Source organism: Pseudomonas sp. NFACC32-1, assembly GCF_900101215.1.
Taxonomy (GTDB): domain Bacteria; phylum Pseudomonadota; class Gammaproteobacteria; order Pseudomonadales; family Pseudomonadaceae; genus Aquipseudomonas.
This window is the reverse complement of record NZ_FMUL01000008.1, coordinates 126,729-151,576: the sequence shown is the minus strand read 5'-3', so window position 1 is coordinate 151,576 and position 24,848 is coordinate 126,729. Positions and strand designations below refer to the sequence as shown.

The 24,848-nt window shown below is 61.9% G+C and carries 24 protein-coding genes; 12 read left to right on the top strand and 12 right to left on the bottom strand.

Features of this window, described 5'->3' with window-relative positions; all coding sequences use genetic code 11:
• Positions 1-179 precede the first annotated feature (179 nt).
• The 7 genes from BLP99_RS14760 to BLP99_RS14730 all read left to right on the top strand — a co-directional run bounded on the left by BLP99_RS14760 (position 180) and on the right by BLP99_RS14730 (position 5,322).
• Complete coding sequence (locus BLP99_RS14760) at positions 180-647, top strand: hypothetical protein (RefSeq protein WP_092180633.1); 468 nt, start codon at positions 180-182, stop codon at positions 645-647.
• Positions 648-801: 154 nt separating this feature from the next.
• Positions 802-1,434 (top strand): TetR family transcriptional regulator, encoded by a 633-nt coding sequence (locus tag BLP99_RS14755; protein ID WP_072397875.1) that lies wholly within the window; start codon positions 802-804, stop codon positions 1,432-1,434.
• 209 nt (positions 1,435-1,643) lie between these two features.
• Positions 1,644-2,144, top strand: coding sequence for an urease accessory protein UreE (gene ureE / locus BLP99_RS14750; protein WP_072397876.1), 501 nt, complete (start codon positions 1,644-1,646; stop codon positions 2,142-2,144).
• Positions 2,141-2,815 (top strand): urease accessory protein UreF, encoded by a 675-nt coding sequence (locus tag BLP99_RS14745; protein WP_072431705.1) that lies wholly within the window; start codon positions 2,141-2,143, stop codon positions 2,813-2,815. Before ureE ends, BLP99_RS14745 begins: the two co-directional genes overlap by 4 nt.
• A 9-nt stretch (positions 2,816-2,824) precedes the next feature.
• On the top strand, positions 2,825-3,439 hold the full coding sequence (gene ureG, locus BLP99_RS14740; protein WP_072397878.1) for an urease accessory protein UreG: 615 nt from the start codon (positions 2,825-2,827) through the stop codon (positions 3,437-3,439).
• A 46-nt stretch (positions 3,440-3,485) separates the two neighbouring features.
• Positions 3,486-4,058, top strand: coding sequence for a HupE/UreJ family protein (locus BLP99_RS14735; RefSeq protein ID WP_092180630.1), 573 nt, complete (start codon positions 3,486-3,488; stop codon positions 4,056-4,058).
• Between the two features lie 130 nt (positions 4,059-4,188).
• Positions 4,189-5,322, top strand: coding sequence for an AGE family epimerase/isomerase (locus tag BLP99_RS14730; protein WP_092180627.1), 1,134 nt, complete (start codon positions 4,189-4,191; stop codon positions 5,320-5,322).
• 285 nt (positions 5,323-5,607) lie between these two features.
• Here BLP99_RS14730 and BLP99_RS14725 read toward each other — a convergent pair whose 3' ends face one another.
• From BLP99_RS14725 to amaB, 8 genes are all read right to left on the bottom strand, one after another.
• On the bottom strand, positions 5,608-6,372 hold the full coding sequence (locus tag BLP99_RS14725; protein WP_072397881.1) for an SDR family oxidoreductase: 765 nt from the start codon (positions 6,370-6,372) through the stop codon (positions 5,608-5,610).
• Between the two features lie 825 nt (positions 6,373-7,197).
• Positions 7,198-7,914 carry an ABC transporter ATP-binding protein gene (locus BLP99_RS14720; protein WP_072397882.1) on the bottom strand — a complete coding sequence of 239 codons (717 nt, stop codon included), beginning with the start codon at positions 7,912-7,914 and terminating at the stop codon, positions 7,198-7,200.
• A complete protein-coding gene (locus BLP99_RS14715) occupies positions 7,911-8,783 on the bottom strand; it encodes an ATP-binding cassette domain-containing protein (protein ID WP_072431702.1) in 873 nt (290 codons plus the stop codon). Before BLP99_RS14715 ends, BLP99_RS14720 begins: the two co-directional genes overlap by 4 nt.
• The gene (gene livM, locus BLP99_RS14710) at positions 8,780-10,060 is read right to left on the bottom strand and encodes a high-affinity branched-chain amino acid ABC transporter permease LivM (protein WP_072397884.1); all 1,281 of its coding nucleotides are present in this window, start codon (positions 10,058-10,060) and stop codon (positions 8,780-8,782) included. The genes BLP99_RS14715 and livM overlap by 4 nt, the downstream gene beginning before the upstream one ends.
• 2 nt (positions 10,061-10,062) lie before the next feature.
• Positions 10,063-10,977: an ABC transporter permease subunit gene (locus tag BLP99_RS14705; protein WP_072397885.1), complete on the bottom strand. Its 915-nt coding sequence runs from the start codon at positions 10,975-10,977 to the stop codon at positions 10,063-10,065.
• Positions 10,978-11,138: 161 nt separating this feature from the next.
• Complete coding sequence (locus BLP99_RS14700) at positions 11,139-12,275, bottom strand: ABC transporter substrate-binding protein (protein WP_072397886.1); 1,137 nt, start codon at positions 12,273-12,275, stop codon at positions 11,139-11,141.
• A gap of 364 nt (positions 12,276-12,639) precedes the next feature.
• Positions 12,640-13,923: an L-pipecolate oxidase gene (gene amaA, locus BLP99_RS14695; RefSeq protein WP_072397887.1), complete on the bottom strand. Its 1,284-nt coding sequence runs from the start codon at positions 13,921-13,923 to the stop codon at positions 12,640-12,642.
• A gap of 169 nt (positions 13,924-14,092) precedes the next feature.
• Entirely contained in the window at positions 14,093-15,583 is a 1,491-nt protein-coding gene (amaB, locus tag BLP99_RS14690) for an L-piperidine-6-carboxylate dehydrogenase (RefSeq protein ID WP_072397888.1), read from the bottom strand.
• 175 nt (positions 15,584-15,758) lie between these two features.
• On the opposite strand from amaB, the gene BLP99_RS14685 reads away from it, so the two are divergent.
• The 3 genes from BLP99_RS14685 (at position 15,759) to nadE (ending at position 18,962) form a co-directional block, all read left to right on the top strand.
• The gene (locus BLP99_RS14685; RefSeq protein WP_072397889.1) at positions 15,759-16,667 is read left to right on the top strand and encodes a LysR family transcriptional regulator; all 909 of its coding nucleotides are present in this window, start codon (positions 15,759-15,761) and stop codon (positions 16,665-16,667) included.
• Positions 16,668-16,903: 236 nt separating this feature from the next.
• Entirely contained in the window at positions 16,904-18,130 is a 1,227-nt protein-coding gene (gene pncB / locus BLP99_RS14680; RefSeq protein ID WP_072431700.1) for a nicotinate phosphoribosyltransferase, read from the top strand.
• Between the two features lie 4 nt (positions 18,131-18,134).
• Positions 18,135-18,962, top strand: a complete 828-nt coding sequence (nadE, locus tag BLP99_RS14675; protein WP_072397891.1) for an ammonia-dependent NAD(+) synthetase — start codon at positions 18,135-18,137, stop codon at positions 18,960-18,962.
• Between the two features lie 102 nt (positions 18,963-19,064).
• On the opposite strand, the gene azu is transcribed toward nadE, so the two are convergent.
• A complete protein-coding gene (gene azu, locus BLP99_RS14670) occupies positions 19,065-19,511 on the bottom strand; it encodes an azurin (protein WP_072397892.1) in 447 nt (148 codons plus the stop codon).
• A 342-nt stretch (positions 19,512-19,853) separates the two neighbouring features.
• Between azu and BLP99_RS14665 the strand changes: the two genes are divergently transcribed.
• Positions 19,854-20,441, top strand: coding sequence for an LOG family protein (locus BLP99_RS14665; protein ID WP_072397893.1), 588 nt, complete (start codon positions 19,854-19,856; stop codon positions 20,439-20,441).
• A 68-nt stretch (positions 20,442-20,509) separates the two neighbouring features.
• Positions 20,510-20,695 (top strand): hypothetical protein, encoded by a 186-nt coding sequence (locus tag BLP99_RS14660; RefSeq protein WP_072397894.1) that lies wholly within the window; start codon positions 20,510-20,512, stop codon positions 20,693-20,695.
• Between the two features lie 73 nt (positions 20,696-20,768).
• Here the strand turns inward: BLP99_RS14660 and BLP99_RS14655 are convergent, their stop codons facing one another.
• The 3 genes from BLP99_RS14655 to BLP99_RS14645 all read right to left on the bottom strand — a co-directional run bounded on the left by BLP99_RS14655 (position 20,769) and on the right by BLP99_RS14645 (position 24,588).
• Positions 20,769-21,146, bottom strand: a complete 378-nt coding sequence (locus BLP99_RS14655; RefSeq protein ID WP_072397895.1) for an NUDIX hydrolase — start codon at positions 21,144-21,146, stop codon at positions 20,769-20,771.
• A gap of 62 nt (positions 21,147-21,208) precedes the next feature.
• Positions 21,209-22,102, bottom strand: a complete 894-nt coding sequence (locus tag BLP99_RS14650; RefSeq protein ID WP_072397896.1) for a transglutaminase family protein — start codon at positions 22,100-22,102, stop codon at positions 21,209-21,211.
• Positions 22,102-24,588 carry a circularly permuted type 2 ATP-grasp protein gene (locus BLP99_RS14645; RefSeq protein ID WP_072397897.1) on the bottom strand — a complete coding sequence of 829 codons (2,487 nt, stop codon included), beginning with the start codon at positions 24,586-24,588 and terminating at the stop codon, positions 22,102-22,104. The genes BLP99_RS14650 and BLP99_RS14645 overlap by 1 nt, the downstream gene beginning before the upstream one ends.
• Between the last annotated feature and the right edge of the window lie 260 nt (positions 24,589-24,848).

Genomic DNA, 24,848 nt, shown 5'->3' with positions numbered 1-24,848 from the left:
AGTACAAAATACCCACCACGGTGCAAAAGCGCACCTCGGAAACCCGCGATCTAGAGCCTCCCGCCCGAACAATCAATTCCGTTGATTATTACCATTGCGTTTATGAACTTTTATATCGACTTATCGAGAGTAGCATTGCCTCCGTACCCACTTTATCGCCCTCCCAAGGAGCAACGATCATGAAACGCCAATTACTGATGAGCCTTTCCCTTTCACTGCTGGCTTCCACTGCTTTTGCACTGCCAGCCTCCGAGCAAGCCACCCCACAGGTCAAGGACAGTCATTCTGTCTACAGCCAGACGGTAGCTGAAGGTGGATCCGACCGCACCCCACTGGGCGAATCCCTGGCCGAAGGTGGTTCCGACCGCACCCCACTGGGCGAGTCCCTGGCCGAAGGTGGTTCCGACCGCACCCCACTGGGCGAGTCCCTGGCCGAAGGTGGTTCCGACCGTACCCCGCTGGGCGAATCCCTGGCCGAAGGCGGTTCCGACCGTACCCCATTGGGTGAAGCCCTGGCCGAAGGCGGTCGTGACCGGCTGGAAGAGAAAGGCCTGGTCGAAGGTGGCTCTGATCGCACCCCACAAGGCCAGCTTTTCGCAGCAGACGGTGGCGACCGCGTCATCGATCGTCGTGACCAAGTGAGCTGAGCCCATGGTGGCCCGGAAAAAAGCCCGATTCCTTCAATCGGGCTTTTGACTTTCAAGACCCCGTGTTTCCCGCCCCTTTCCTTCTACCGTTCGACGCCGGCAAAGCCGATTTGCTAGAGTGCATCGCTCCCCAGAATCAGAAGCCAGCCCTGCGATGCTGCCCCGCGCCGAACAGAAACAACAGACTCGAAATGCCCTGATGGACGCAGCCCGTCATCTGATGGAGTGTGGCCGTGGGTTCGGCAGCCTGAGCCTGAGGGAAGTCGCCAGGACAGCGGGCATCGTGCCCACCGGCTTCTACCGGCACTTCGATGACATGGACCAACTGGGCCTGGCGCTGGTCAGCGAGGTTGGCCAGACCTTTCGCGAAACCATCCGTCTGGTGCGCCATAACGAGTTCGTCATGGGCGGCATCATCGATGCCTCGGTGCGGATTTTTCTCGATGTCGTGCAAGCCAACCGTTCACAGTTCCTGTTCCTTGCCCGCGAGCAGTACGGCGGCTCCCTGCCCGTACGCCAGGCCATCGCACAACTGCGCGAAGGTATCAGCTCGGACCTGGCCGCCGACCTCGCGCTCATGCCCAAGCTCCAGCATCTGGACCTTGCCGGGCTGAGCGTGATGGCCGATCTCATCGTCAAGAGCGTGTTCGCCACCCTCCCCGATATCATCGACCCTCCCGCCGAAGCCCTGCCTGACCATCTCACCCCCCAGGTGAAGATCACCCAGCAATTGCGCTTCATTTTCATCGGCCTCAAGCACTGGCGCGGACTGGGCAGCACGGAGTGACTGCCGACGGACGCTCTTGAGCGTTCCCTTTGCGGGCACACCCCACTTCACAAAATGGTGCACCCACCAGTATCGCGCACCAAATCAATGCGCCCACCTTCATTCACTGAAGCGCCATCCGCCCATTCCCATTGCTTTTTCCTACACCGGCATCCCTTGGCAAGCCCCTTGCTCTAAACACCGCACCGTTCATTGCTGGAAGCACTCCGATGCTGGTGATTCATCGCAGAATCGACATTCAATCCTGCTGGGATGCAGAGCTGCACCTGACTTTCGACGCCCGCAGCAAAAGCCGCCTGCGCTGTTTCAGTGCCGAGGGTGAAGATGTGGGGTTGTTTTTGGAGCGGGGCCAGCCACCGCTGTACGACGGCGAATGCCTGCAGGCCGAGGACGGTCGTGTCGTGCGGGTGTGCGCTCGTCCCGAACAGTTGCTGCATGTCACCTGCACCAACGCCTTCGAATTGACCCGGGCGGCTTATCACCTGGGCAACCGTCATGTCGCCCTGCAAGTGGGGGATGGCTGGCTGCGCCTGCTGGACGACTACGTGCTCAAGGCGATGCTCGAACAACTGGGTGCCCGCGCCGAATCCATCGAAGCGCCGTTCCAGCCCGAACATGGCGCCTACGGCGGCGGCCATCATCATTCGCGACACGGCGACGAGGATTTCAATTACGCGCCGCGCCTGCATCAGTTCGGCGTGCGTCCATGAATCCGGCCTGGGCGCTGCTGCGTCTGGCCAGCCCGCAATTGCCGATCGGCGGCTACAGCTATTCCCAGGGCCTGGAAATGGCAGTGGACAACGGCTGGATCAAGCATCCCGATGATGCGCGTCGCTGGATCGGCGATCAATTGCTGCTGAACCTGGCACGCTTCGAGGCCCCCTTGCTACTGGCACACTGCACAGCCGCCGCGGCCGACGATTGGGATGTCCTGCGGCAACACTGTGAAACCCATCGCGCCAGCCGGGAAACCCGCGAGCTGCACCAGGAAAGCCGGCAGATGGGGTATTCGCTGCAACAACTGCTGGGCGGCCTGCCGGAACTCGACGTCGCGGCCCAGGGTTTCTTCGAACAATGCACCGAGCCACACCTGGCACTGGCCTGGGCCCTGGCGGCCCGCGCCTGGCACATCACCCCCCAGGATGCCCTCGCCGCCTGGCTATGGAGCTGGCTGGAAAACCAGCTGGCGGTGCTGATGAAAACCCTGCCCCTGGGCCAGCAAGCGGCCCAGCGCCTGACCAGCGAACTGCTGCCGCTGTTGCAACAGGCCCAGCACAACGCATCGAACATCGACCCCGAGCACTACGGCAGCGCCGCGTTTGGCCTGTCCCTGGCGTGCATGGCCCATGAGCGCCAGTACAGCCGTCTGTTCCGTTCCTAGGAGACCCACATGAATACACAACCTTTGCGCGTCGGTATCGGCGGCCCGGTCGGTTCCGGCAAAACCGCGCTGACCCTGGCCCTGTGCCTGGCCCTGCGCGAACGCTACAACCTGGCAGTGGTCACCAACGACATCTACACCCGCGAAGATGCCGATTTCCTGGTGCGCAACCAGGCCCTGGCGCCGGAGCGAATCATTGGCGTGGAGACCGGCGGTTGCCCCCATACCGCCATCCGCGAGGATGCGTCGATCAACCTGGAAGCGGTGGACCAGCTGAACCGACGCTTCCCCGGGCTGGACCTGATCCTGGTGGAATCCGGCGGCGACAACCTCTCGGCCACCTTCAGCCCGGAGCTGTCGGACCTGACCCTCTATGTGATCGACGTATCGGCTGGCGACAAACTGCCACGCAAGGGCGGGCCGGGCATCTGCAAATCCGATTTGCTGGTGATCAACAAGATCGACCTGGCACCGCTGGTGGGGGCGTCCCTGGAAATGATGGACAGCGACACCCGGCGGATGCGCAACGGCAAGCCCTTCGTCTTCAGCAACCAGAAAACCGGCCAGGGCCTGGACGAAATCATCGCCTTCATCGAGCGCCAGGGCCTGCTGACAGCCGCCTGACAGCCGGAACCCCCGCCTTTTCCACAATCAACAAGGAAGCTTATCCATGACACTCAAACGCCTCTTCGGCGCCCTGGCCCTGCTGCTGACTCCGGCCCTGGCATTTGCCCACCCCGGCCACGGCGACAATGGCCTGATCGCCGGCCTCGGCCATCCCATCGGCGGGCTCGACCATTTGCTGGCGATGCTGGCGGTCGGTTTGTGGGCTGCGCAACAACAAGGCGCCGCGCGCTGGGCATTGCCATGCACCTTCGTCGGTACGATGCTGCTTGGCGGCCTGCTGGGCTTTGAAGGCCTGGACCTGCCGGCGCTGGAAAGCGGCATCGCCGCCTCGGTGCTCGCCCTGGGCCTGGCCGTGGCACTGGCGGTGCGTCCGCCGCTGGGCCTGGCGGTCGGTGCAACCGCCCTGTTTGCGCTGTTCCATGGCATCGCCCATGGCTTGGAACTGCCGGACATGTCGACCCCGTGGGCTTATGCGACAGGCTTTGTCGCAGCCACGGCGGCGCTGCATGGTGCAGGTTTCGCGCTGGTGCGGGTGTTGCCTCGGGCAGCGGCGCCGTTGATTCGATTGGCCGGGGCAGCTTCGGCGGCGACTGGGGGTTGGTTGCTGGCGGGCTGATTCTTTAGCGCCTGCCAGGCCGTCATCGCGCGCTTGCTCGCGATGACGGACTTGCAGGCGCCATCTCTCTGGAGTCGGTCACTCTGCTACCATGTCGCGCAATCGCCCCCAGCCGTGACGACCTCCACCGATGCCTGATGCTTCCCGCCCCGTTCCCCAGCCTGAATTGATCGCCCTGTTCGCAACAGTGCGTCAGCATTTTCACGACGTGATCGTGCCGATGTGGCAAGGCCCGGGTTGGAACGCCGAACTGGCACTGCCCTATGAAGCCCTGGATGCCGGACATGCGCCGCTGCCACCCCAGCGCTACCGCGCCATGGCCTGTGCGCGACAGTTGTATGTGTTCTCCAGTCTGATGGGCGAGGTGCCAGGCGCCGCAGAACGTGCCTCTGCACTGTTTCGCTCGTTGCAGCGGCACTTCCACGATGCCGAACACGGCGGCTGGTTCTACAGCATCGACCCGCAAGGCGCGCCGCTGGATTCAACCAAGGACCTCTACACCCACGCCTTCATCCTTTTCGCCTGTGCCCATTACTGGGCCAAGGTTCGCGAGCCGCTGGTTGAGTCGGTACTCAACGCCGCCCTGCAAGTCATCGCCCAGCGCTTCGCCAGCCACGACGGGCTCTATGAGGCCAGCCTCGGGCGCGACTGGTCCGAGCTCGGAACAGGCCCCCTGCAGAACCCCCTGATGCATCTGGCCGAAGCGTTCCTCGCCGTGCTTTGGGTGCGTGACGACGCCACTGTCCGACAGGCATTGCTGGCGTTGTGTGATGGGATGTCCGAGCGTTTCATTGACCCGCAGCAGCGCGTCATGATGGAGAAGCCCCTCGGGGCTGTGGATAACTGGTACGAGCCGGGCCACCAGTTCGAATGGTATTACCTGCTGGCCTCGTCGCCCTTGTTGCGTGGCGGCACGTTGCACACGGCCCTGGAGCACAGCTTCGATCAGAGCGCACGACAGGGCGTGGACATGAAATCCGGAGCGGTGTACGCCATGCTCGACCCGCAACCGCAAGCGACGCCACGGGACGCGACCCAACGCATCTGGGCCCAGGCCGAATACCTGCGGGCACTCACGCTACGCCCGGGGAACCAGGGGGCTTTGCTGCGTCAGTTGCAGGCGTTGCAGCAACATTTCCTGCATAACAGAGGCTGGAACGAATGCCTGGACGCCGACGGCGTCGTCAGCCGTCGGGACATGCCCTCCACCACGCCGTATCACCTGCTGACCTGCTATCGCGGACTTGCCGAGTACCTGGCATAGCGCCTCTGTGGCGAGGGATCTAGCGAAACGTCGCACCGCTCGCAGGGCTGCGCAGCAGCCCTGAAAAAGATAGATCGCAGGCTCAGGTCTTAGGCTCTGCACGAAATTGCTTTAAACGCAGGTTGGGCAAGGCAAAAACCGGCGAGGAAGCGGAGTTGACTGGCTGTCAATGAGCATTCCGAGCCGGTTTTTAACGCCGCATAACCAAGTTCCAAACAATTTCGTACATAGCCTAGGGGAACTACGCTCAGCTACGGGGATACCCCCTCGCCACAGAATCTCCCGCTACGCCTTGTTTCGCTCGATGGCGAATCCGGCCCAGGTCTGGCTCACCGGCATCAGCTCCAGGCTGTTGATGTTGATGTGCGCCGGGACATTGAGCACCCAGAAGATGGTTTGCGCGATGTCCTGTGGCTGGATCGGCTCGGCGCCGGCGTAAGTCGCGTTGTAACGCTCCTGATCGCCACCGAAGCGCACCAGGGAAAACTCGCTTTCACACAGGCCTGGCTCGATATTACTCACTCGCACACCGGTGCCTTGCAGATCGCAGCGCAGGTTCAGCGAGAACTGTTTGACGAACGCCTTGCTCGCGCCATACACGTGACTGCCCGGGTATGGATAGTTACCGGCGATGGAGCCCAGGTTGATGATCCCCGCGCCACGACCGTGGGCGATCAGGCGCGGCAACAGCAGGCGAGTGCTGTAGATCAGGCCCTTCACATTGGTATCGACCATCGTGTCCCAATCATCGAGGTCGCACTTGGGCGCCGGGTCGACGCCCAGGGCCAGGCCGGCGTTGTTGATCAGCCCTCGCAGGGTGGCGAAGGACGGGGGAAGATTGGCGATGGCTTCCTCCATGGCCTTGCGGTCACGCACATCCAGCACCAGGCCATGCACTTCGGTCTGCTTCGACAATTCGGCACACAGGGCATTGAGGCGCTCTTCACGACGACCGGTCAGCACCAGTTTCCAGCCGGCCTCGGCGAAACGACGGGCACAGGCTTCACCAAAACCGGACGTGGCGCCGGTGATAAACAGGGTGTTGGACATCGTGTTCTCCTTGCTAAGGCCAATGGATGAAATGGGTCCATAGGATGCCCGGCCTGATGAGGAGCGGCAACTGAACGCCGCTCATGTTCTTCCCCGGCGGACTGCTCAAAAAACAACCAATCGGCTACAAGCCTTGCAGGACAAGCGATGCAGCAGATTGCCCGCACCTTATCCACAGGCACGTCCACAGTAATCGGGGGCAAGTACAAACGCTGCAGGCCGCTGTGCATAAGGCTTTGCGGGACATCTGGAAAATTTTTTCCCTTGACCCTGCGACGCAGGTTGTGCACATCAGGTTATCTGCTATAAGCAGGCACAAGGATAGGCGATGGCTCGAAGCCAGCAACGACGGCCCTCAGCGCAGTCTTTCCAGTGTTTAATCACAGAGTTATCCACAGGCTTGCCCACCGATTTCCGAACGCTTTGCGAGGCTACAAAAGTGTTGACAATAGCCAATGACTCTAAGCAAAAAATCCCTGATCAAAAAACAATCACACGTCTGCAAGCCACGTAAACAAAGGCTTTCAGACAGCTACTCCCACGTTACCCACAGCCAGTTCCACAGCAAACGGGGACAAGTCAAAACCGTGACAAAACAACTGTTTGCGGCGACTTTATGTCGCGGTTTGGCAAGCCTTCAGGATTGTTGTCCACAATTCCCGCCATGGCCCAAAACCCCGTGGGAGCGAGCTTGCTCGCGATAGCGGTCTACCTGTCATTTCTGTATTGAATGTGCCGCCGTCATCGCGAGCAAGGATGGGTGCATTGTGAAGGGATAAAAAAACCGGCGATCACTCGCCGGTTCCTGTTACAGCAACAGCAGCCTCAATGCCCGCCCAGGTAGGCGTTGCGCACTTCCTCGTTGGCGAGCAATTCCTTGCCGGTGCCGGTCATGCGGATTTCGCCGTTGACCATGACATAGGCCCGATCCGACAGCCTCAGCGCGTGGTTGGCGTTCTGCTCCACCAGGAATATGGTCATGCCGGTGGACGCCAGTTCACGCAGGGTGGCGAAGATCTGCTTCACCACGATCGGCGCCAACCCCAGGCTCGGCTCATCGAGCAGCAGCAACTTCGGCCGGCTCATCAACGCCCGGGCAATGGCGAGCATTTGCTGCTCGCCACCGGACATGGTCATGGCCCGCTGGTTGCGCCGCTCCTTGAGCCGGGGAAACAGCTCGAACATGCGCTGCATGTCTTCGCTGGCGAACTTGTCACCGATGGGAATGGTGCCCATCAGCAGGTTTTCCTCGACGGTCATGTCGGGGAATACCCGCCGCCCTTCCGGCGACTGGGCGATGCCGTTGGAGGCGATGTAGTGGGACGACTTGTGCGTGATGTCCACGCCCCGGTAAACGATCTGCCCACTCGCCGCCCGCGGCTGGCCGAAGATCGACATCAGCAGTGTGGACTTGCCGGCGCCGTTGGAGCCGATCAGGCTCACGGTCTCGCCTTCGCCAATGTGCAGCGAGACTTTCTTCAGGGCCTGGATCGGTCCGTAGAAAACGTCCAGCTCCTTGAGCTCGAGGATAGGTCCACTCATACCAGCTCCTCTTCATCGGCACCCAGGTAGGCCGCGATCACTTTCGGATCGTTGCGGATCGCCTCGGGGCCGCCCTCGGCGATGACGTTGCCGTGGTCCAGCACCACGATGTGGTCGGAAATGCTCATTACCATGCCCATGTCGTGTTCGATCAGCACCACGGTCAGATCGTGCTCGTCGCGCAGCAGCCGGATCATCGCGCTCAGCGCTTCGGTTTCCTGAGGGTTGAGGCCGGCGGCCGGTTCGTCCAGGCAGATGATCTTCGGACGGGTACACATGGCCCGGGCGATTTCCAGACGCCGTTGCTGGCCGTAGGAAAGCTCGCCGGCCAGGCGGTTGGCGCAATCCACCAGGTCCACCACTTCCAGCCAGTAGAACGCGTGATCCAGGGCATCGCTTTCCGCCTTGCGGTAGCCCTTGGTATTGAGGACACCAGCCACCAGGCTGCGGTTGACCCACATGTGCTGGGCCACCAACAGGTTTTCCAGCACCGACATTTCCTTGAACAGGCGAATGTTCTGGAAAGTACGGGCCAGGCCGGCACGGTTCACCAGGTGGGTGCCGCCGAACATCTTGTAATACAGCCGGCTGGCGAAGGCTTTCGGCGACACGAAATCGGTAGGACGGAACGGTTCGCCCAGCAGCTTGATGACGTTGGTATGTTCGCCGCGCACATTGAGTTCGATCTTGCCGCCAGAAGCCTTGTAGAAACCGGTCAGGCAGTTGAACACCGTGGTCTTGCCCGCACCGTTGGGGCCGATCAGGGCGAAGATCGAGTTACGCTTGACTTGCAGGCTGACGTCGCTGAGGGCCTTGATCCCACCGAACTGCATCATCAGGTTTTCAACCTGGAGTACGACTTCACTCATGGCGCTACTCCTTTACGCGGCGTCACACCGGTACGACTGATGCGAATCAGGCCACGAGGCCGCCAGATCATCATCAACACCATCAGCACTCCGAACAGCAGCACGCGGTATTCGGAGAAGCTGCGCAGCAGCTCCGGTGCCACAGTGAGCACGAACGCGGCGATCACCACGCCGACGGTCGAGCCCATGCCCCCCAGGACAACGATCGCCAGGATCAGCGCCGACTCGAAGAAGGTGAACGAAGATGGGTTGACGAAGCCCTGGTAGCTGGCGAAGAACACCCCGGCCAGGCCGGCCGTGGAAGCGCCAATGGTGAACGCCGAGAGCTTGACCAGCACGTGGTTCAACCCCATGGAACGACAGGCGATCTCGTCCTCGCGCAGCGCTTCCCAGGCCCGGCCGACCGGCATGCGGGTCAGGCGATGCTTGATGTAGAGCACCAGCAGCACGGTGATGAACAGCACGATGTAAATGAACAGGAATTTCAGGTTGGGGTTGTAGTCGATGCCGAAGAACTCATGGAAGGGCACCCCTCCCTCCTTCGCCCTGCGGCCGAACTCCAGGCCGAGGAAGGTCGGCGACGGGACCGGCATGCCGTTCGGGCCGCCGGTGAAGGACAGCCAGTTGTTCAGCACCAGACGGATGATCTCGCCGAAGCCCAGGGTCACGATGGCCAGGTAGTCACCGTGCATTCGCAACACCGGGAACCCCAATATGCATCCGGCCAACGCCGCCGCGATGGCCGCCAGCGGCAGCACCGTCCAGAAACCCAGCCCCAGGTACTGATAGCCCAGCGCCAGGCCATAAGCGCCGATGGCGTAGAACGCCACGTAGCCCAGGTCGAGCAAGCCGGCCAGGCCGACCACGATGTTCAGTCCCAGTCCCAGCAAGACGTAGATCAACCCGAGGATGACCACGGTAAGCACGTATTTGTTGGCGAAGAACGGGAACACGATGGCGATCACGATCAGCGCGGGGATGATCCAGCGCAGGCGTGACTTGTAGTCCGGCGGCAGCACATGCACGCCGGAACCCGTGGTCTCGAAACCCTGGAGGATCTTCAGCCCCCGGGGGGTCTGCAGGAACAGGCTCAGGGCGAAACGCCCGGCCATCACCACGGCCACCAGCCAGCCGACGCGGGCCGGCTGCAAGTTGAAGCTGTAGCCATCGAGCACCACGCCGACAATCGGCCCGAACACGATCAGCGAGATCAGGCCGGCCAGGATCGCGTCGATGACGCTCTGTTTGATATCAAGCGGTTTATTGGCAGCAGACATACTTATACCTTCGCCACGAGTGGGCGACCCAACAGGCCTTGGGGACGGAAAATCAGAATCAGCACCAGCAGCGAGAAACTGAACACGTCTTTGTAGTCGGAGTTGATCAGACCGGAGAACAGCGACTCGGAGATCCCGAGGATGATGCCGCCGAGCATGGCCCCAGGCAGGGAGCCGATGCCGCCGAGTACCGCCGCAGTGAACGCCTTGATGCCGATGATGAAGCCGGCATAGAAGTCGAACGTGCCGTAGTTCATGGTGATCAGCACGCCGGCCAGGGCCGCCATGGCTGCACCGATGATGAACACGTAGGAAATCACCCGGTCGGTATTGATCCCCAGGATGGAGGCCATCTTGCGGTCTTGCTGGGTGGCGCGGCACATGCGGCCGAGCTTGGTGTACTTGATGATGTAGGTCAGCAAGGCCATCCCGGCGAAAGCCGCCACCAGGATGAAGATCTTGGTGTAGGTGAGCTGGACGAAGCCGGTGCCGATATCCACGCGCATGGCGCCTTCGAGCAGTGTTGGCACGCCCTGTTGGCGGGCGCCCTGGCTGATCTGTGCATAGTTCTGCAGGATCAGCGAAATACCGATGGCACTGATCAACGGTGCCAGCCGGGTGGAGTTGCGCAGGGGTTTGTAGGCGACGCGTTCGATGACCCAGCCGTATACCCCGGTGACCACGATCGTGAACACGAGAGTGCCAAGGATCATTAGCGGGAAGGATTCGATACCGAAGTAAGCCAGCAGAGCCAGACTGATTGCCGCGAGGTAAGCGGAAATCATGTAAACCTCGCCGTGGGCGAAGTTGATCATGCCGATGATGCCATAGACCATTGTGTAGCCGATGGCGATCAGACCATAGACCGACCCGAGGGTCAGGCCGTTGATCAGTTGCTGCAGGAAAATACCATCCATAACGCAATCTCACGCAGTGAGAACCTGCACACCCTTGGGGCGTGCGGTTCTTCTAAGGAAAATACAGATTTACGTCGGAGCGATGTCAGGCGCGACCGGCGAGCGCCTTGGGAACCGGGACGAACCCGCTCCCAAGGAAGCCTGGACGGCCGCTTGAGTCCTTACTTCTGTTTTTCCAACTGGTGATACTTGCCGTTCTTGTCCCACTGGTAGACCACGTAGTCGGAGACTTTCAGGTCGCCCTTGCTGTCCCACTCCTTCTTGCCCATCACGGTCTGGACCGGATTGGCCTTGAGCCACTTGGACGCATCTTCGCCCTTGTTGGACTTGGCACCGTTGAAGCCGGCAGCCAGGGTCTGGACCGAAGCATAGGCGTACAGGGTGTAGCCCTCAGGTTCCGTGCCCTTGGCACGGAACGCATCCACCACGGCCTTGCTGTCCGGCAGCAGGCGCGGGTCGGCACCGAAGGTCATGTAGACGCCGTCGACGTATTGCGCGCCGCCAGCGGTGGTGACCAGTTCGTCGGTCACGATGCCGTCGTCGGACATGAATTTCACGTCCTTGAGGCCTTGTTCGCGCAGTTGGCGAACCAGTGGACCGGCTTCCGGGTGCAGGCCGCCGAAGTAGACTACGTCTGCACCGGCCGAGCGGATCTTGGTAACCACGGCGCTGAAGTCTTTTTCGCCGCGGGTCAGGCCTTCGTACAGCACCGGGGTCACGCCACGCTTGGCCAGCTGGGCCTTGGTGGCATCCGCCAGGCCTTGGCCATAGGTGTCCTTGTCGTGCAGGACAACGACTTTCTTGCCCTTGAGCACGTCGACGATGTAGTCACCGGCCACGATACCCTGCTGGTCGTCACGACCGCACATGCGGAACATCGCGCTCAGGCCCCGCTCGGTGACCTGCGGGTTGGTGGAACCCGGGGTGATGGCGATGACGCCGGCTTCATCGTAGACCTCGGAGGCCGGGATGGTGGACGAAGAGCAGAAGTGACCGACCACGCCGGCGACTTTCTCCTGGTCTACCAGGCGGTTGGCCACGGCCACGGCCTGCTTCGGTTCGCACGCATCGTCACCGGCCACCAGCACGATCTTCTCGCCGTTCACGCCGCCCTTGGCGTTGATCTCGTCCGCCGCTGCCTGAGCCCCTTTCATGTATTGCTCGCCAAATGCGGCGTTGGCGCCAGTCATGGGACCCGCTACGCCGATCTTGATGTCGGCCTGAGCAAACGCAGAAACACCCATCGCAGTAGCGACTGCGAGGGCCAGAAAGCCTTTCTTGTAAAACGTCTGGGACATGAGGTGGTGCTCCAAGGTTTTTTTAGTTGGCACTGCGACTTCACATAGAAGCTCTGAGCAAGGGCCGTGCCATCGGTTTTTTATTCTTCAAAAAGTCGCTGCTTTATTGTTATTTCGACTGTTTCGGGCCCTTTTTCACAGGGCGTGCAACCGTCTAAACCGCACAAGGTGCAACCTTCGATTCAAATGAGTACAACCATCCCTGAGCCATCATTGCAACCAGTGCGCGAAACGACGTGCAACCTGCCTGTAACAACCTGCGTCACCGAACTGCACACTACCGGTGCGCGTTTGCTACAACCCGCACCATAACAGGCTAGACCCTGCGCCGGAAAACGCCGGTCTGTGCAACACTTTTCAACACTCAAATGACGATCCGCAGGCACTGGCCCGCGTGATACAGGGAGAATCCCGCCTCGTACAGGCAACTGCGCAAGCCTGCGCCAGTCACCGGCTGCATGGGTGCGAACGGAATCGGCAGTGCCTTCGCATCGCCGTGGCACAGGTAGTCGGCGAAGGCTTTGCCCACCACCGTACCGGTGGTCACGCCCCGACCGTTGTAACCGGTGACAGCCACGAGGCCGGGCGCCGGCTCGAACAGACGCATCAGGTGGTCAGGCGTGAAGGCTATGCAGCCGGTCCAGGTGCACTCCCACTCCACCGACTTGAGGTAAGGGAAATAATATTGCTGGACCCGGTCGGCCCAGGCCTTGAGAAACCAGGCAGGCTTGCGATTGCCATTACCCAGGCTGCCCAGCAGCAGGCGACCGTCCTTGTCCCGGCGAATACTGCTCAACACCTGGCGGGTATCCCAAGACCCCTGGCCGCCCGGCAATATGCGAGCAGCCGCCTCGTCAGCCAGTGGAACAGAAGCGACCTGGTAGTAATAACCGGGGAAGAAATTGCGCCGCAGCGCAGTCCAGTCGCCCTCGGTGTAGGCGTTGGAGGCGATCACCACCTGCTCGGCCAGGACGCAGCCCTGGGCGGTCTGCACCGACCAGCGCTGGCCCTGGCGTTCCAGGCGTGTCACCGGCGAATGGTCGAACAGCCGGCCGCCCAGGTCCGTGGCGGCCTTGGCCAATCCGCTGGTGTAGGCCATCGGATTGAGTGTGCCGGCGCGGCGGTCGAGCAGTGCCGCGGCGATCCTGGAAGTACCGGTGGCTTGCACACAGGCCTCGCCGGTAAGCAATTGCACCGGGGCGCCACGACGCTTCCATTGCGCCTCGCGACTACGCAGGTCAGCCTCGCCCCGGGCGTTATGGGCCATGTGCAAGGTGCCCTCACGGCGCAATTGGCAATCGATGCCATATTTGTCGACAAGACTGAACACCAGGGCCGGCGCCGCCCCCAGCATGCGGTTGAGCTGGCTGCCCACCGCTTCGCCGAACCCGGCTTCGATATCGTCCGGCGGGATCCACAGGCCGGCATTCACCAGCCCGACGTTGCGCCCCGAACCGCCCTGCCCGGCCCGGTGGGCTTCCAGCACCGCGACGCGCTTGCCCTGCTCCAGCAAATGCACCGCCGCCGACAACCCCGTGAAACCTGCACCGATGACACAGACGTCGGCGCTGATTTCGCCAGTGAGCGAGGGGTGCTCAGGTCTTTGCGGCGTCAGTTTTTCCCATAGACATTCTTCGCGTAACGGCATTGCCAGACTCCGGAAATGAAACCCAACCATCACACTATTCAGTGTGGGAGCGAGCTTGCTCGCGATAGCGATTCCCCAGTCATTCCCCTGTTGAATGTGCCGCCGTCATCGCCAGCAAGCTCGCTCCCACGAGGGACCTTCACGAATCGAAGATCCGGCCCAGGCGACCTCAGTCGAAAGTGATCCCCTGCGCCAGGGGCAACTCCAGCGAGTAGTTCACCGTATTGGTCTGGCGGCGCATATAGGCACGCCAGGCGTCGGAACCGGATTCGCGGCCACCGCCGGTTTCTTTCTCGCCGCCGAAGGCCCCGCCGATTTCCGCACCGCTCGGGCCGATGTTGACGTTGGCGATGCCGCAGTCGCTGCCCACGGCCGACATGAACTGCTCGGCTTCACGCACATCGGTGGTGAAAATGCAGGACGACAGGCCCTGGGGCACGGCATTGTTCAGGTGCAGCGCCTCGGCGAAGTCCTTGTAGCCGACCACGTACAGGATCGGCGCGAAGGTCTCGTGGCGAACCACATCGCTCTGTTCCGGCATCTCGACGATGGCCGGGGACACGTAGTAGGCATCCGGGAACTGGTCTTCGAGCTGGCGCTCGCCGCCAAACACCCGGCCTCCCTCGCTCAACGCCTGTTCCAGTGCATCCTGCATGTTGTCGAAGCTTTGCTTGTCGATCAGCGGCCCCACGAGGTTGCCTTCCAGCGGATGGCCGATGCGGACCTTCGAATAGGCGGCCTTGAGGCGGGTGACGATTTCCTCTTTCACCGATTCGTGGGCGATCAGCCGGCGCAGAGTCGTGCACCGCTGGCCGGCGGTGCCGACAGCGCTGAACAGGATCGCACGTACCGCCATGTCCAGGTCGGCGCTCGGGGCGAGGATCATGGCGTTGTTACCGCCCAGTTCCAGGATGCTGCGGGCGAAACGCGCCGCGACTTTTGGCGCCACTTCCCGGCCCATGCGAGTGCTGCCGGTGGCGCTGATCAGCGCCACGCGAGGATCGTCCACCAGTGCTTCACCGGCATCGCGGCCGCCGATGATCACCTGGCTCAGGTAGGGTGGCGCATCGCTGAAGTTCTTCAGCACGCGCTCGAACAGCGCCTGGCAAGCCAGGGCGGTGAGCGGGGTCTTTTCCGAAGGCTTCCAGATCACCGGGTTGCCGCAGACCAGCGCCAGCGTGGTGTTCCAGGCCCAGACGGCCACAGGAAAGTTGAAGGCGCTGATGACGCCGACCACGCCCAGTGGATGCCAGGTCTCGCGCATGTGGTGGCCCGGACGCTCGGAAGCGATGGTCAGGCCATACAACTGCCGGGACAGGCCGACGGCGAAGTCGCAGATGTCGATCATCTCCTGCACTTCGCCCAGGCCTTCCTGGGTGATCTTGCCGGCTTCCCAGGACACCAGTTCGCCGAGATCGGCCTTGTACTCACGCAACAGGTCGCCGAACTGACGCACCAGTTCGCCGCGACGCGGGGCGGGCACCTGGCGCCACAGGTCGAAGGCATGCTGGGCGCGGCTGACCTGCTGCTCGACTTCGGCGGCGCCTTCCCAATTCACGGCGCCGATGCGACTGCCGTCGATGGGCGAATGCACCGCCTGCGTGCCGTTCTGGTACAGGGCCGGGGCGACGCCCAGGCGATCGAGCAATGCAGCAACCATGATTAATTCCTCAAGCGAAAGACAAAGGATTGGCAGCCGGATTTCCGACTGAACAGACCTGTAGTTGTAGCTGGCCCGAGACTTGCCAACAAACGACCTTTAAGCGAGATATCATTCCGTTTATTCATGCTGCCCGTCACGGGACATACCGAGCGACAGGAAACAAGGCCTCATCATGCTCAACAAACGCTATTTGCCGTCGATCACGGCGCTGCAGTGCTTCGAAGCAGTGACTCGCCACCTGAGTTTCACCCGGGCCGCCGAAGAACTCCACCTGACCCAGAGCGCCGTCAGCAAACAGGTCGCGCAACTCGAGGAGTTGCTGCAGCACCTGCTGTTTCGCCGCGTGCGCCGCCGCCTGCAACTGACGCCGGCGGGCGACCTGTACCTGGGGGAGGTACGCAAGATCCTTTCCCAGGTGGAGATGTCCACCCATTACCTGCGCTCCTATGGCGGCGATACCGAGGTGCTCAGGGTCTCGGCCCCTCCGACCTTCGGCGCCCGCTGGCTGGTCCCACGGCTCAAGGGCTGGCGCCTGCGGCATCCGAAGATTCATCTGGACGTCTGCAGCGAACAGGAGGCCGATGACCTGCTGCAGGGACGCAGCGACCTGGCATTCTATTTCGGCCAGGGCTCGCGGCCCGGTACCGAATCCCTGCGGCTGTTCGACGAGGAGCTGGTGCCGGTCTGCGCACCGTCCAGCCTTCCGGAGAAACCCTTCACCGACCCGACACAACTGGCGGACCTGGTCTTGCTGCAGAATGCCTCGCGACCCCAGGCCTGGCATGACTGGTTCGACAGCCAGGGCTACCACACCGAACACAGCTACCACGGCCCGCGCTTCGAAACCTTCTATATGTGCATCCGCGCGGCCCAGGTTGGTTGCGGCGTAGCCCTGCTGCCGCGTTTCCTGGTGGAAGAAGAACTGGCCGACGGCAAGCTGGTCATCCCCTGGGAACATGCCATGCCCAGCACCAGCGCCTACTACCTGGCCTACCCCGAACACTCGGCGGAAGTGCCCAAGGTGAAGTATTTCGTGGAATGGATGCTGGAGCAGCTCGGCAATCCGGGTACGCCGCAATAGCCATTGGCTTGCCCCCGTGGCAAGGGGACTTATTCCCGCCGGACTGCGCAGCAGGCCCAATAATTGATGGGGCGCCAGGCGCCCAGCGGGGATAAATTCCCCCGCCACAGTAGAGAGGCCTTTGCCACAGAAAAATCGGTGACCAAAAATCTCTGGCAATACCCACCCAGGTTATGCGCCACTAACCCACTCATCCCAAACCGCTGCCCGCCGCAGTGACCTGTCTGGAGAACCCTATGAGCGAGAGCGTATTTGCCGATCGCATCGTGCAGAACCTGCTCGACACCGACTTCTACAAACTGACGATGATGCAGGCGGTACTGCACAACTACCCCAACGTTGAAGTCGAATGGGAGTTCCGTTGCCGCAACAGTGAAGACCTGCGCCCGTATCTGGCGGAGATCCGCTTCCAGATCGAACGGCTGGCCGAGTTGAGCCTGAGCGCCGACCAGTTGAGTTTCCTGGAGCGCATCAGCTTCCTCAAGCCGGACTTCCTGCGTTTCCTCGGGCTGTTCCGCTTCAATCTGCGCTACGTGCACACCGGCATCGAAAATGGCGAGCTGTTCATCCGCCTGCGTGGGCCGTGGCTGCACGTGATCCTGTTCGAAGTACCGCTGCTGGCCATCGTCAGCGAAGTGCGCAACCGCTATCGCTACCGCGAAATCATCCTGGAACAGGCCCGGGAGCAGTTGTATCGCAAGTTCGACTGGCTGGCCGCCAACGCCAGCGCGGACGAACTGTGCGAACTGCAAGTGGCCGACTTCGGCACCCGTCGACGGTTTTCCTACCGCACCCAGGAAGAAGTGGTGAACGTGCTCAAGCATGATTTCCCCGGGCGCTTCGTCGGCACCAGCAACGTGCACCTGTCCCGGGAGCTGGACATGAAACCCCTGGGCACCATGGCCCACGAGTGGATCATGGCCCACCAGCAACTCGGCCCGCGACTGATCGACAGCCAGATCGCCGCCCTCGATTGCTGGGTCCGCGAATACCGGGGCCTGCTGGGAATCGCGCTGACGGACTGCATCACCATGGACGCGTTCCTGAACGACTTCGATCTGTTCTTCGCCAAGCTGTTCGATGGCCTGCGCCATGACTCGGGCGACCCGGTACTGTGGGCCGAGAAAGCCATCGCCCATTACCACAAGCTCGGTATCGACCCCATGAGCAAGACGCTGGTGTTCTCCGATAGCCTGACATTGCCCAAGTGCCTGGAGATTTTTCGCGCATTGCGTGGTCGCATCAATGTGAGCTTCGGAATTGGCACCAACCTGACCTGTGACATTCCAGGCGTGGAGCCCATGAGCATCGTGCTTAAAATGATCAGCTGTGACGGGCAACCCGTGGCCAAGATTTCAGACGAGCCCGGCAAGACCCACTGCAAGGATCCGAATTTCGTCGCCTACATGCGACACGTTTTCCAAGTACCTGCCGCCCTTTCTGACACATCAAGCAAGGAGTGAATTCATGCAAGCCGTACAGCGTGAGATTGCTGAACAGCTCAAGGTCCAGCCACCGTTCGCCGATGACGCCGCCCTCAAGGCAGAGATCGCCCGGCGAGTGAGCTTCATCCAGGACTGCCTGGTCAATTCCGGGCTCAAGAGCCTCGTACTGGGCATCAGCGGCGGGGTCGACTCGTTGACCGCCGGCTTGCTGGCCCAGCGTGCCGTGCGCGAACTGCGGGAAAAAACCGGTAACGCGGCCTACAAGTTCATTGCCGTGCGCCTGCCGTACGAAACCCAGTTCGATGAGCATGAAGCGCAGGCCTGCGTCGACTTCATCGAGCCTGACGAGCGCCACACCGTCAACATCGGCCCGGCGGTCAAGGCCCTGGCCAAGGAAATCCTGGCGTTCGAAGGCAAGGGGCCCGGCTCGCGGGACTTCGTGCTGGGCAATACCAAGGCGCGGATGCGCATGGTGGCGCAATACACCATCGCCGGCGCCGAGCAAGGCCTGGTGATCGGTACCGACCATGCGGCCGAAGCGGTCATGGGGTTCTTTACCAAGTTCGGTGACGGTGCCTGCGACCTGGCGCCGCTGAGCGGCCTGGTGAAGAATCAGGTCCGGGCGATTGCCCGTGACTTCGGCGCGCCGGAATCGCTGGTGGAAAAGGTCCCCACGGCCGACCTGGAAGACCTCTCCCCGGGCAAGCCCGACGAAGCGGCCCATGGCGTGACCTATGGCGAGATCGACGACTTCCTGCATGGCAAGACGATACGGGAAGAAGCGGCCAGGATCATCTGCGAGACCTATCGCAAGACCGAGCACAAGCGGGTATTGCCCTACGCCCCGTGACAGCCGGGAGCCTGATCTGGCGTCATCGCGAGCAGGCTCGCTCCCCGATTGCCAGGCATAAAAAAAGCGCCCTGCATGGGCGCTTTTTTGTGCCTGAAGGTATTACTTCAGGGTAACGGTGCCTTTCATCATCGAGATGTGGCCCGGGAACGAGCAGAAGAAGCCGTATTTTTCGTCCGCCTTGAGTTTCGAGACATCGAAGGTGACCGAATCGGTCTCGCCACCGCCAATGAGCTTGGTGTGGGCGATGATGCGAGCGTCGCCATCCTTGAGGTAGTTCTTGTCGACACCCGCGCTCAGGCCGTCAGTGGCAATCGGCTGCATGTCGGTATCTTTGCTCAGCACCCAGTTATGGCCCATGACGTTTTTCGGCAATTTACCGGTGTGCTTCAATTCGACGGTGAACGTCTTGCAGCTCTTGTCGATCTCGATGGCCTTGGTGCTGAAGGACATCTGGTCGGTCGAGTCGACGGTGGTCTTGCACTCCGCTGCCATCAGTTGGCTGCTAGCCAGTGTCAACAGGGATACTGCTACAAGTTTGGCAAACATCGTGAATCTCCAAGGCATGGTTAAGAAAAATTCCCTCGTCGGGGAAGACTGCCTGAATTTCAGACAAGTTCCTATGACCTGAGTCAAAAATTGTATACAACTTAAGGCTATCAGCCTGATGGATACAATCAACCGGCCATACGTACTGCACCGCTCTATGATCGGCCTCATCACCTTCGAGGAGCGACCACCATGAATTTCAACAGCCTGATATGCAGCCTGCTCGCCGCGTACGCCTGTGGCGCCAGTGGTACCTACGAAAAACCCCGGCGCGAGATCTAAGCCTTCGCAATCTTAAGCCCAGGCTTTACTCTGGAGCGGTTATCGATTCTGGAGTAAAGCATGTCCTTAGCTTCTGTTTGTATTTTCTGCGGTGCCAGCACCGGTGCCAACCCGGCCTATCGCGAAGCGGCACAGGCCCTGGGCCGAGCCTTGGCGGAACGAAAGCTGACGCTGGTCTATGGTGGCGGCGCCGTCGGCCTGATGGGCATCGTCGCCGATGCGGCCCTGGCGGCGGGTGGTGAAGTCATCGGGATCATCCCGCAAAGCCTCAAGGACAAGGAAATCGGCCACAGTGGCCTGACCCGCCTGGAAGTGGTCGATGGCATGCATGCGCGCAAGGCCCGCATGGCCGAACTCAGCGATGCCTTCATCGCGCTGCCCGGTGGCCTGGGCACGCTGGAAGAACTGTTCGAAGTGTGGACCTGGGGCCAACTCGGCTACCACGGCAAACCGCTGGGGCTGCTGGAAGTGAATGGTTTCTACAGCAAGCTCACCGGCTTTCTCGATCATATCGTCGAGGAAGGCTTCGTCCGCCCCCCTCATCGCGACATGCTGCAAGTCAGCGAGTCGCCACACAACCTGCTCGATGCACTGGCGCAATGGCGGCCCTCGGTGCAGCCAAAATGGGAACAGCAAAAAGCCAGCTAACGGCTCGGTCCCGATACAGGGCAGAATATGTGCCGCTCAACCTCACCTTCGACCCCAGAGGATTGCCCATGGCCAAACCCAATTATTCCTTCGCCAAACGTCAGAGAGACCTGGCCAAGGAGCAGAAGAAAGAGGAAAAGCTCCAGCGCAAGAAAGCTACAGCCGAAGAAGCGGCACTGACCCCGGATACCGAAGGCGACGTGACGGCACAACAGGATGCCGATACACCGAAAGATCAGGTGCCCGACGCCTGATACCCCCCGGGCCCGATGATCCGATCCGGCCCCTCGATTCCGTGTCCCGGGCTGGCAGCCCCACTGCCGGCCCTCACGACGCCAGGGCCTTGATGATCGACTGGCGATAACCCGTCGGCAGATTCGCTGGCAACCGTTGCGGCTCGAACAGGCCGATTTCCTTGTGCTCATGACTGATCGCCGGCACGAAGCCCCCCTGCAACTGGCAGCGGTAAGTGGCGATGAAGACGTGCTTGCCGGGGATGACCTCGAACAGATACGAATCCAGCGGTTCTCCCACGCTCACCTCGACGGCCAGCTCCTCGGCAATCTCCCGCGCCAGGCATTGAGGCGCCGTCTCACCCAGCTCGATGCGTCCACCCGGCAGCTCCCACTCGTCCCGTTCGTTGAGCATCAGCACGACCAGGCCTTCGGGGGATTGCAGTACGCCTTTGATGGATACCGGGAACATGGGTAAACCTCGTCATCCGATTGAACACAACCTGTGGGAGCAAGCTCGCTCCCACAAGGATTTCATGACTCCAGCGGCATCACTGTCACCCGCACCTCGGGATCATGATTGCCACCTCCCAGGATCACCCCGCGCAGCGGTGACACGTCGGAGAAATCCCGGCCCCAGGCCAGGGTGATGTGCTCCAGGGCAGGCAACACGTTGTTGGTCGGGTCGAAATCCACCCAGCCCAGTACCGGGCAGAACACCGAGACCCAGGCATGGGATGCATCGGCACCGATCAGCCGGGGCTGGCCAGGGGGTGGCTGGGTCAGCAGGTAGCCGCTGACGTACCGTGCCGCCAGTCCACGGGAGCGTACGCAGGCCAGCATCAGGTGGGCGAAGTCCTGGCAAACGCCCCGTCGTCGCTCCAGCACCTCCACCAATGGCGTGGCGACCTGGGTGGCCTCGGCATCGAAGGTGAACTCCTGGAAAATCTTTTCCATCAGCGCCCGGATACAGAGCATCAACGGGCGTCCCGGCGGGAAGCAGCTTTCGGAAAACGCCACGAAGCTGCGCTTGAGATGCACATAGGGCGACTCGAAACGATAGCGGCAGGCATCCAGCAACGGCGAAGCCAGCGGCCGACTGCTGTAGGTCAAGGCGCTACAGGTCGATTCCCAGGCAGGAGACCGCTGGAAGTCCGGCTCGGGGCGGGCCAGCACCTCGACGCTCAGCCGGGCGTTGACCAACAGTTCGTCGTGGGGCCGTTCGAACGCCAGGCGGGTCAGCGGGTTGCCGAAGACATCCTGCTCGTCACGCCGGGTCGTCGGCTCCGGGCTGATGGACAACTGCCGCTCGGTACACACCTGCCAGTCACAGGAACGCGGCCACAGATGGGCCAGTTGCTGGGCCAGGGATACCGGGCTGTCGTAGTGGTAATGGGTGTCATGGAGAATCTGGTAACGAGCGTTCATCAGACGGACACCGTGCGCTGGCTGATATCATCGACGTGGGCGAAATGACGCAAGGCCAGGCGGTCCGAAACCTGGCCACTGGCGTCCGCCACCTCCTGCAACAGATCGGCCAGCCCATCCAGTGCCGCACGCAGGCTGGCCTCGCCGAACAACGGATCTTCGAGACAGCGCAGGTCAAAACGTGACAGGCGCATCACCAGCCCCGGCAACGCGGTGTCCCTGGGAGCGCCGAAGTCATCGTTAAGGCGCTTGAGGGTGCGGGCCACCAGTTTCAGCTGGAAGAGCACCGCGTGGGGGTTCTGTTCATCCAGCAGCAACAGGTCGAGCACCGGAATCAACTGGGCCACCGCCAGATAACGCGAGCGATATGTGATGCTGCTGTTGCCCAGCTCCAGTAGCCACTCCAGCCCGGCCTGGTCGAATACCGCTTCGCCACGCAGGAACGCAGCCAGGCTGCTGCTGAGGAATTGCAGGCGCTCCAGGCGCCGGCCGATCATCAGGAAGCGCCAGCCCTCGTCGCGGGTCATGTCGTCCAGGGCGAAACCGGACAATGCCGCCAGGGACATCACCAGGCGGTTGAGAAAATCCATCAGCTCACCGAAATCCGGCTCCCCGGTCTCCAGCTCCATGGCTTCTCGCTGCAGTTCCACCAAGGCTTGCCAGTTCTCCCGGGACAGCTTGCCGCGCACCTGCGAGGCGGCCCACTGCAGGCGTTGCAGGTTGGAACGCAGGCTGAACGACCAGTCGTCCCCCAGCAGCGCCGTCAGCAGACGCTCGGGCAACTCGCCCTCCTCGGGCAGCAGCATGAGGCTTTCCCCCAGGGCCACGGCCGATTGCAGCGCCTGTGGATCATCGCCGTCGACATAACGTGCCAGCATGATCCGCAGCAGTCGCGCGCTGTCATCGCAGCGCTCGCAATAGCGACCGAACCAGAACAGGTTTTCCACGACCCGGGACGGCAGGTAGGGATCGCGCCGGACCAGATCGTGTACGCCCACGGTTCGCTGGGCCTTCCACTGCTCGCTACCCGGGGCCTGTTCTCCCAGCACCCAGGTGTCCTTGCTGGCGCCGCCCCGCTGCATCGACACCACTTCGGCGTGGGCATCGGCCGCCACGCGTGTCAGGCCGCCCGGCAACACCCGATAACCGTCTGCGCCGGATACCGCGTACACCCGCATGCCGATGGCCCGCGGCTGCAGTTGACCGTCCTCGGCCTGCCATACCGGCGCCTGGGACAGGTGCGCCAGCTCCTGGGCGACATACGCATAGGGTCGCGCCCGGATACGCGCCGCCAACAGGTCGCGCTGCTCGTCGTCCAGGTCGCGGCCGAACACCGGGCTGAAACTCTGGGAAGGAAAGGCCGGCCTGATCAGCAACTGAGGCAGTTTCTCCAGGGCCTGGGCCAGCACTGGCGGCTCGCCGCACCACCAGGTGGCGATGGACGGCAATATGAGCGTCTCGCCGAACAGGAACTCGCAGATCTTCGGCAGGAATCCCAGCAGCCCCGGAGACTCCAGTACGCCGCTGCCCAGGGCATTGGCCACCAGCACCCGGCCCTGGCGCACCGCCTCCAGCAAGCCCGGCACGCCCAGGGCCGAGTCGGTGCGCAGCTCCAGGGGGTCGCAGAAGTCGTCGTCGAGCCGGCGCATGATGGCGTGGACCCGGCGCAACCCGCTAAGCGTCTTGAGGAAGACCGTGGCGTCCCGCACGGTCAGGTCGCCGCCTTCCACCAGCGGATAGCCCAACTGGCGTGCCAGGTAAAGATGTTCGAAGTAGCTCTCATTGAACCGCCCCGGCGTCAACAGCACCACCAGGGGCGGCTCGCCATCGCTGGGGGCCTGGCGCGCGAGGGTTTCCTGCAAGGTGCGGAAGAAGCCGGACAGATGCTGGACCTTGAGGTCGCGATACAGGTCGGGAAAGGCGCGGGACACGATCATGCGGTTTTCCAACGCATAACCGGCCCCGGAGGGCGCCTGTGTCCGATCCGCCGTGACCCACCAGCGACCGTCGGGCGCGCGGGCCAGGTCCACGGCATACAGATGCAGGAAGTTGCCATCCGGCGGCGTGATGCCCTGGCAGGGCCAGAGAAAGTTGTTGTGTCCGAATACCAGCTCCGCCGGCAACAGCCCTTCACTGATCAGCCGCTGCGGCCCGTACAGGTCGGCCAGCACCGCATTGAGCAATCGCGCACGCTGGGCGATACCCGCCGACAGCTGCTTCCATTCCCCGGCGTCGAGCACGTGGGGCAGCAGGTCCAGCTCCCACGGCCGGTCGGCCCCCTTCGGATCCGCATAGACGTTATAGGTGACGCCGTTCTCCTGGATCTGTCGCGCCAGCAAGGCCTGACGCTGGACCAACTGGGCCGGCGTGCTGCGCTGCAACTGATCGAACAGACGCCGCCAATGCGGGCGTACCGCGCCACTATCGTCCAGCAATTCATGATAGGTGCCCGGCGTCAGCGGGTAACGGTCAAGCAGGTCAGGCATGGAAAGCTCGGCAGGACGGCAATGAAAGGTGAGACCAGGCTCTGTTTGAAAAGCCTCGAGACGAAGGTCAGGCAAGGCGAAAACCGGCGAGGAAGCGGAGTTTACTGGAGTAAATGAGCATTCCGAGCAGGTTTTCAACGCAGCATGAACGAGTCTCAAGGCTTCTCAGACAGAGCCTAGCGCAAGCGCATGATGCCCGGATAGAGACAATCTGTCCGGACTGAAACCAGATATGGCGAGCAAGGCTCCTCCCCTCGTCA